The sequence below is a fragment of the Proteus mirabilis ATCC 29906 genome (assembly GCF_000160755.1).
GTDB lineage: Bacteria > Pseudomonadota > Gammaproteobacteria > Enterobacterales > Enterobacteriaceae > Proteus > Proteus mirabilis.
Genome location: NZ_GG668593.1, coordinates 105,157 through 112,288 on the forward strand (window position 1 = coordinate 105,157; position 7,132 = coordinate 112,288).

Sequence of the window (7,132 nt, forward strand, 5' to 3'; positions counted from 1 at the left end):
TAAGAAAACTAATTAATGGCTTTTAATTTACCATCGGGCTGACCTTGTAAAGAAAATAATTGACCTTGATCTTCTTGCATAATGGTCAACTTGCCGCCTTTACCCACGTACATAGGTGTTTTGGTGGTATCTTCCTCAGTCCGTTTTCCTCTAGGTGTTGGTGCAGAGAATTTAAGCTTATGAGTTATTTCAACTCGTTTTTCTTCCATTGAATTACTAAGGCGAGCAAAATCTAATTCAATAGTGACTTTGCCTTTTCCACCATTATTTAAAACGCCTAAAGCCACATCATTTAAAACAGCAGAGACTTTATTTTCAAAAACGCCAGCATCTAATTCAGAAAGAAAGTCAGGGACATTTGTCTTACGATCTTCTTGGCTCATTTCTATAACCTCATGTTATCTCTTCACACAATAAGAAAGGGCACTAGCGAGTTGATACAACCCGGATAAGACATTTCACAAGTAATATTAGTACCCTTACTTATTGTTAGAGTCATAATCAAAAAGAGTGGACCACCTGTGGTTGCATCAGCCCGATTGGGATTCGGATTTCTAGCTGGCTGCAGGTTACTTTTTTTCACGCCCACGCTCTTTGGTTATAAAACTAACTTTATAAAAATGGCTGACTGAGCAGAACATTATCACCACAACCCCTTTTAATGGTAAAAGACTCAGTCAGCCATTGTTTCTCTTCACACGTTCTCTTCACACATAAAAATCATTTATTTTGTGTTTGAATAGCACTTTTGATTCTGTACTCGTCTATTTCAGCATCTAGTTTGCAATATCTTCATCAGTGAAACTTACTGGAAGTATGATTACTGGTTCAGTTATCATTTACTTTTCCTTCACATATAAAAATTTAGCTTATTGTTATAAATGATATTAGGCTAAGCCTAATCTTTAGTCAATAGGCTATGCCTAATAAATTAAATGAAATTAGACGATGATTATTTTTTATATCAAAATCAATTGAGTAGATAATTAGGAAAGGCCTAGCTTAACAAGTTTCCATCAGACCAAATGAGTTTAAGCTGGACGCTTTGAGGATTTTTTATTGCTTTTATTGTTATTTAACCATTCAGAGGCTTGTCGTTCTAAAGTTATAATGTATGCCCTAGTATCACTATTAACCCAAGAAGGTTCTTTTGTATTATTTTGCAGCAAAAGATATTTTATTATTTCTTTTCTTTCTGCCGAAGCTGACATATAAGCATGAATAAGGCTATTAAGTTGATGTTCATCATGTGTACATCTTGATTCAGCTTTATTTACTGGTAGGTGAAACTCCTTTAAGCCCCAATGTTCAGGTCCAACAACATCAGAAAAATAACTCCATAATTCAGGTAGCTTATCTTTTGAAATGGAGCCTTTTTTTATCCAATCATAAATAGATGGTAGCTTTACATTGAAATGTCGAGCAATCTCAGTTTTTGATTTAACTGATCCTGATGATAGTTTTTTATTAATTGCCTGCTCTATCGCTCGGCCTAAATCTTTACCATTAAGCATAGCCTAATTATCTTATCTTTATATTGTGTAGGCAATTCCTATTGATTTAACATTAGGCTTAGCCTAACATTGTATTTCAATATAGGCCGGAGGTAATTGAATAATGGATCAAATAAGTGCCACAACCGCAATAAAAAAAGCATGTAATTATGTCGGTGGGCAGTCTGAAATGGCTAAACGCTTGGGTATTTCACCGCCTACAGTAAATCAATGGATCAATGGAACTCGAAAAATTCCAGCACGACGTTGCCCTGAAATAGAAAAAGTAACTTCAGGAGTGGTTCGATGTGAAGAACTAAGGCCTGATGTTGATTGGTCTTATTTACGGGGAACTCAACAATGATTTTTATACTTACTTTATTGAAATAAACAATAGCAAAACCGTTTAAAGCAGTTAACTACAAGAATCTATCAATGGTGGTAGGAAATGAGTTGTCAATCAATAAAACAGGTAGTGAAAGCGATGTGTGAGGCGACAGCTGGTGGACGTGAAGCAATGGCTGGTGCGCTCGGTCTGTCTTTAACATCATTCAATAACAAGCTTTATGAGAAAAACGGTTGTCGTTCATTTGATTTAAATGAGTTGTTAGCGATGCAAGATATTTCTAAAACCGTTTTGTTTGCTGAGTTTGTTGCTCGTGAATCCAATCGCTTGTTAGTGGATAGAGTCAATCCAGCTGAACTAGACACAACCGAGTTATTCACATTACGCAGCAATGTTGATGAAATGCAAGGGCATTTAGCGTTACTGATGAAAAATAGTTTGGCTGATGGTGTTATTGATAACGAAGAAGAGCAGAAAATAAAAATGATGTTGGATGGATTAATTTCGCAGATCCACACATTTATGAATGCGTTTGTTTTGTTACATCAAAAGAGAAATTAAAGATGGCTATATCCAGAAAGGGTGAAGCCAAAGGTGTACGGCCTCTGGCTTCGGTTTGCCAAATTTCAATTGTGTGAAGAGAAATTAGCATGAGTAGATTAGCGCATTTAGTACCTAAAAAGCAATTCCGATGTTTACCTGTCTCAGGTCGTCAGTCATTCCGCTATGTAGAAATCATAGTCTCTGACGAACAACCAGACAACTACAAGAAATCTGCATGTTTGGTAGATAGACAGTCTCTTAAAAAGGCATGGGCTGATTTTTATTTTTCAAGTGGAGAGCGGGACAATGAGCAATGAGAACCCAAACCAACTTGATCGCTACTATAAAAATCACCGAGGTATCGTTGTTCATGTTGTTCGTTATGACAGAGAAAAACAGCGCGTTATTTTTATGCTTGATGGTTGTGACGACCCACAGTGTGAACCTGTACAGCGTTTTAAAGAGAAGTACACACGTATTAAGTAATGAGGTGGCAAGATGAGTTTATTATTACTAAAAAGTCGCCCTTTAGTCGTTATTCCTGAATTAGCGGTACGCCTTGGTTTAAATGAGGCGATGCTGTTACAGCAAATTCAATATTGGCTAACTGAAACCACTTCAGGTGTTGAATATGACGGCTCACGCTGGATTTATAACACAGTTGAGGAGTGGAAGAATCAATTTCCTTTTTTCTCTGAATCAACGATTAAACGTGCTTTTACTAATTTGAAAAAGCAGGGTGTTTTACGCATCGAGCAAATCAATAAATCGAACCATGACCGCACTAATTATTATGCGATTAACTACGATCACCACTTGCTGACCGATGAGGTCAATATGACCCAATCGAATGGTGATAATTCATCTGATCGAACAGTTCAAAATGACCTTATCGATAAGCGCAAATTGAAACCATCAAACAGTGCAAAATGCGCTGTTCTGAACGGGTCAAAATGGCCTGTTCTTACAGAGAATACAACAGAGATTACTTCAGAGAGTACAACAGAAACAGATCATTCGTCGCAGAATTCTGACGAATCCAGCGACCAGTCGAAAAATGATTTTTTAACTCGTTATCCTGAAGCAGTGATTTACAGCGCTAATGGGCAGAAATGGGGGGATGAAGATGATTTAAAAACGGCGAAATGGATGTTTGGTCGTGTTAAAAAACTGAATCCGTCCGCGTTAGAGCCTACTTGGTATGACTGGGCGAACGATATCCGCCTGATGCGCCAAATCGATGGGCGTACCCATGAGAAAATTTGTGCCTTGTTCGATTGGGCTAACAAAGATTCATTCTGGCACAAAAATATTTTAAGTCCTCGAAAATTACGTAAACACTTTGATGAACTCACTATCCGTAGCCAAGAGCCAAGGAATGAACCAAAAGTTCAAGTTGACACCATTGAACGCGATAGTGCCTTTTCCCGCTTGATTGGCTCTCGCTCTAAACCTAAAAACCGCATTGAAGAAATTGCACTTGAGCTAGCAGGTAAAACAGGCATTCGTCGTATGAGTGAGTTTTCAGGTCGCCAAGCATGGAACAGCATTTGGAAGCAAGCGATAGAAATGTTACAGGAGACTCAGTAATGCTAACTAAATACATTTTGTTCGTTGGTTTTTGGTTTGTAGTGACATTATTGATTGGGTTATGGGGTACTTATGCCTGAGTTGATGTTAATGGATATTGTGAAGGAGAGAATAATCTGCCCATTTAATCACGTGATGTACGGTCACGAGTAAAACGTGGAGAGAAATAGCATGATGCAAAAAATAATGGAAGTTTCAGTATTACCCATAATGAATCGTGAATTAACTATGTCGAGTCGAGAGATTGCCAGTTTAACGGGAAGTAATCATTCCGATGTTAAGCGTTCTGCCGATAGGCTTTTTGTTGCTCAAATTTTAACCCAGCCATTGGCTGAGTTCCCTTTTGAACATAACGGCAATCAATATACTGAATATCGTTTTAATAAAAGAGACTCTCTGGTGTTGGTAGCTCGATTGTCACCTCAGTTCACAGCAAAAATAGTTGATCGCTGGCAGGAATTAGAATCAAAAATGCAGCCAGTCATTCCTCAAACATTACCAGAAGCATTGCGATTAGCAGCAGACTTAGCAGAAGAAAAACAAAAATTGGAAAGTGAACTGGCGATTGCGACACCTAAGGCTCAGTTTGTTGATAATTATGTTTTATCCCATGGTTCTATGACATTTCGACAAGTGTGTAAATTACTGCAGGCGAAAGAAACCGATTTTCGTTGTTTTTTAATTGATAAGAAAATTATGTATCGCTTGAATAATACGTTTACGCCTTATCAAACTCATGTCGATCTTGGTCGCTTTGAGATAAAAACGGGAACGAACCAAAAAAATAACCACGCTTTTGCACAATCAAGGTTTACTACTAAAGGTGTGAAGTGGATTGCAGGGTTATGGGCTGAATATAAAGTTGAGGATGAGATTTAATGAAACTACTCTTAACGCCCTATATTCAGTCTGACCTTGGCGTTGTTTTATTGAAGCCTGGAGCGGAGTTGCTTAAGCAATTTAAACCACATTCGCGCGTGATTATTAGCGATGTACCAAAAAGTTTAGATAAATGGCCTTCTGGGGCATTAACAGGAAATGAACAGCCATTATTGGATAACAAGGGCATTGTTGATTTTTTGAATAATAAAAAAGTTCTCCAAGCTATGGGAGGATTGTCATCGATGAATATGTGGATAGGCAGAAATATCCATTGTTGTCAGATTAACGATAAGCATGACAGTTATCATCATCATGAATTAACAACCACATGGCATAAAGACGGTGTGATACGGACTTGTTGGTACCATGATAATCATATTCGCCATTCATCAGCTGAGTGGGTTGCTGAATTGGCTCATAAAAATCGTATTGCTTGGATGGTAGACACTATTCGCAGTCGTTTAAGATTGGATAATGGCCACCAGCTGACAGTACCCGATTTTTTCTCATTTGCTGTGATGCATAAACTGGTTGATGAATTACCTGATGCGATATTACGTCAAATTTTGGATTGGTCTGAAAAACCTAAAGAGCGCAGGGTACATGGTGGTTTTCCTGAAGCAGATATTATTCCAAGCAATGTAACAGCACTATCAACAATGAATGAACGATTAGACATGATAAGACCAGTCATAAAAGTTGCTATCGATCCTGAGCCACTAGCGTCATTCCTTTTGAAACCTAAAATGCAACGTTGGGAGAATTCCCAATGGCTTCAATGGGTGAAAACACAGCCTTGTTGTGTTTGCGGACAACAAGCTGACGATCCACATCACATTATCGGCCATGGTATGGGAGGTATGGGAACGAAAGTTCATGACTTATTCACTATTCCATTATGTCGGCAACATCATGATGAGTTACATCGTGATCCCAAGTTGTGGGAAGCCACTTATGGCAATCAAATCGAATTGTTATTTTCTTTTCTAAATCGTTCATTAGGAATAGGGGCATTGGTTTAACGTGTATACGGCACGGGGAGCATTAGTATGAGAGATATGCAGGAAGTTTTATCGCGTTGGGGAGCGTGGTCAGCTAATGAGGGAAATAGTATCGATTACTCATCAATTGCCGCAGGTTTTAAAGGGTTGATTCCAAGTTCAAGACGAAGCCAAGAGCAATGTTCAGATGATGATGGCTTAAAAATCAATAAAGCGGTATTACATTTAAAGATAAATAATAGTTACTTGTTTCAATTGGTTATTATGTACTATGTGAAGAATTATCCTTTGCGTTCAATGGCTTCAAAACTCGGTATTTCGCATAATGAAGTGGCTAAGCGATTACAGGCAGCGGAAGGATTTATTGAAGGGTGTTTATCGGTTGATAATGTAAAATTAGATATGGATAAAATAATTAAAAAATACCCTATTTATAGTCTTGCGTAATTACAAAACACAATATATTGTATTAATAATGGTTTTGATATTACATGGTTTATCTATTAAGAAAAGCTCGTGAGTATAACGAGGTTGTGTTTTTTAGAGGTGCACGTAATCTGATTTACAGCTAAAAAATAAAGTTTGCTATCTGAATTTTTCTATGGCTTAATAGCGTCACTGGTTTGGAAGTACAGACCTATTTATGTTAGTAAGTTTAAAGTTGTTCCCATTTAGCGTTATCCTCGATACCTCTTCATTGTGAATTCCTTCTAATTAATACCCATAAGTAAAAATACAAAACAAACCGCCTATGCCTTATGGCAAATTAAATAAATTAAGGGAAATTCTATGTCTAATACAATGACTGGTACAGTAAAATGGTTTAACGATGATAAAGGTTTTGGTTTCATCACTCCTAAAGATGGAAGTAAAGATGTATTTGTACATTACTCTGCAATTCAGAGTGATGACTTCAAATCTCTGATGGAAGGCCAAGAAGTTTCATTTACCATGGAAAATGGTATGAAAGGCCCAGCAGCAGGCAACGTGGTGGCTCTCTAAAGGCGCTATTACTATTTACCTCTATTTTAAATGCCCTTGTTGTCGCGGTTCACAATATAGAACATCACAATTTGATGTCACAGTGAACAATCCGCACGGCGCAAAATGTATCTTTTGCAAAAGTGTGATGACAGCTCAAATGAGTTGAGCATTAAATAGTTGAATATACAAAACCTCGCTTTGGCGGGGTTTTGTTTTTTTTAAATATATTTATAATTATTAATTAAAAAATTTGTTGGAAGTTTTTCGTTTTCATTGATTGTTTGTTTATATTC

At 37.4% G+C, this 7,132-nt stretch carries 10 protein-coding genes and 1 pseudogene; 9 read left to right on the forward strand and 2 right to left on the reverse strand.

What is annotated here, in order from left to right:
• Positions 1–8: 8 nt before the first annotated feature.
• Positions 9–383 carry a hypothetical protein gene (locus tag HMPREF0693_RS18100; RefSeq protein ID WP_004247126.1) on the reverse strand — a complete coding sequence of 125 codons (375 nt, stop codon included), beginning with the start codon at positions 381–383 and terminating at the stop codon, positions 9–11.
• 648 nt (positions 384–1,031) lie between these two features.
• Complete coding sequence (gene racR, locus HMPREF0693_RS18105) at positions 1,032–1,514, reverse strand: DNA-binding transcriptional repressor RacR (RefSeq protein WP_004247128.1); 483 nt, start codon at positions 1,512–1,514, stop codon at positions 1,032–1,034.
• A 103-nt stretch (positions 1,515–1,617) separates the two neighbouring features.
• Between racR and HMPREF0693_RS18110 the strand changes: the two genes are divergently transcribed.
• The 9 genes and pseudogenes from HMPREF0693_RS18110 to ymcF all read left to right on the forward strand — a co-directional run.
• Positions 1,618–1,857 carry a transcriptional regulator gene (locus HMPREF0693_RS18110; RefSeq protein WP_004247129.1) on the forward strand — a complete coding sequence of 80 codons (240 nt, stop codon included), beginning with the start codon at positions 1,618–1,620 and terminating at the stop codon, positions 1,855–1,857.
• An 84-nt stretch (positions 1,858–1,941) separates the two neighbouring features.
• Positions 1,942–2,400: a YmfL family putative regulatory protein gene (locus HMPREF0693_RS18115; RefSeq protein WP_004247130.1), complete on the forward strand. Its 459-nt coding sequence runs from the start codon at positions 1,942–1,944 to the stop codon at positions 2,398–2,400.
• A 288-nt stretch (positions 2,401–2,688) separates the two neighbouring features.
• The gene (locus HMPREF0693_RS18125; protein WP_004247132.1) at positions 2,689–2,868 is read left to right on the forward strand and encodes a DUF4222 domain-containing protein; all 180 of its coding nucleotides are present in this window, start codon (positions 2,689–2,691) and stop codon (positions 2,866–2,868) included.
• 12 nt (positions 2,869–2,880) lie between these two features.
• Positions 2,881–3,972: a hypothetical protein gene (locus tag HMPREF0693_RS18130; protein ID WP_004247133.1), complete on the forward strand. Its 1,092-nt coding sequence runs from the start codon at positions 2,881–2,883 to the stop codon at positions 3,970–3,972.
• 171 nt (positions 3,973–4,143) lie between these two features.
• Positions 4,144–4,851, forward strand: coding sequence for a phage regulatory protein/antirepressor Ant (locus HMPREF0693_RS18135; protein ID WP_004247134.1), 708 nt, complete (start codon positions 4,144–4,146; stop codon positions 4,849–4,851).
• Entirely contained in the window at positions 4,851–5,876 is a 1,026-nt protein-coding gene (locus HMPREF0693_RS18140) for a DUF968 domain-containing protein (protein WP_004247135.1), read from the forward strand. Before HMPREF0693_RS18135 ends, HMPREF0693_RS18140 begins: the two co-directional genes overlap by 1 nt.
• 27 nt (positions 5,877–5,903) lie before the next feature.
• The gene (locus HMPREF0693_RS18145) at positions 5,904–6,302 is read left to right on the forward strand and encodes an antiterminator Q family protein (RefSeq protein WP_004247136.1); all 399 of its coding nucleotides are present in this window, start codon (positions 5,904–5,906) and stop codon (positions 6,300–6,302) included.
• A 342-nt stretch (positions 6,303–6,644) separates the two neighbouring features.
• Positions 6,645–6,857 carry a transcription antiterminator/RNA stability regulator CspE gene (gene cspE, locus HMPREF0693_RS18150; RefSeq protein WP_004247137.1) on the forward strand — a complete coding sequence of 71 codons (213 nt, stop codon included), beginning with the start codon at positions 6,645–6,647 and terminating at the stop codon, positions 6,855–6,857.
• Positions 6,858–6,864: 7 nt separating this feature from the next.
• A pseudogene (gene ymcF / locus HMPREF0693_RS19650) lies at positions 6,865–6,987 on the forward strand (cold shock small protein YmcF); the annotation flags it as partial.
• Between the last annotated feature and the right edge of the window lie 145 nt (positions 6,988–7,132).

What these genes read in the sequence shown, in the direction of transcription:
- racR (WP_004247128.1), bottom strand. Translation starts at nt 1,514, where the DNA reads ATGCTTAATGGTAAAGATTTAGGCCGAGCGATAGAGCAGGCAATTAAT.
- HMPREF0693_RS18115 (WP_004247130.1), top strand. Translation starts at nt 1,942, where the DNA reads ATGAGTTGTCAATCAATAAAACAGGTAGTGAAAGCGATGTGTGAGGCG.
- cspE (WP_004247137.1), top strand. Translation starts at nt 6,645, where the DNA reads ATGTCTAATACAATGACTGGTACAGTAAAATGGTTTAACGATGATAAA.
- HMPREF0693_RS18140 (WP_004247135.1), top strand. Translation starts at nt 4,851, where the DNA reads ATGAAACTACTCTTAACGCCCTATATTCAGTCTGACCTTGGCGTTGTT.
- HMPREF0693_RS18145 (WP_004247136.1), top strand. Translation starts at nt 5,904, where the DNA reads ATGAGAGATATGCAGGAAGTTTTATCGCGTTGGGGAGCGTGGTCAGCT.
- HMPREF0693_RS18135 (WP_004247134.1), top strand. Translation starts at nt 4,144, where the DNA reads ATGATGCAAAAAATAATGGAAGTTTCAGTATTACCCATAATGAATCGT.
- HMPREF0693_RS18100 (WP_004247126.1), bottom strand. Translation starts at nt 383, where the DNA reads ATGAGCCAAGAAGATCGTAAGACAAATGTCCCTGACTTTCTTTCTGAA.
- HMPREF0693_RS18125 (WP_004247132.1), top strand. Translation starts at nt 2,689, where the DNA reads ATGAGCAATGAGAACCCAAACCAACTTGATCGCTACTATAAAAATCAC.
- HMPREF0693_RS18130 (WP_004247133.1), top strand. Translation starts at nt 2,881, where the DNA reads ATGAGTTTATTATTACTAAAAAGTCGCCCTTTAGTCGTTATTCCTGAA.
- HMPREF0693_RS18110 (WP_004247129.1), top strand. Translation starts at nt 1,618, where the DNA reads ATGGATCAAATAAGTGCCACAACCGCAATAAAAAAAGCATGTAATTAT.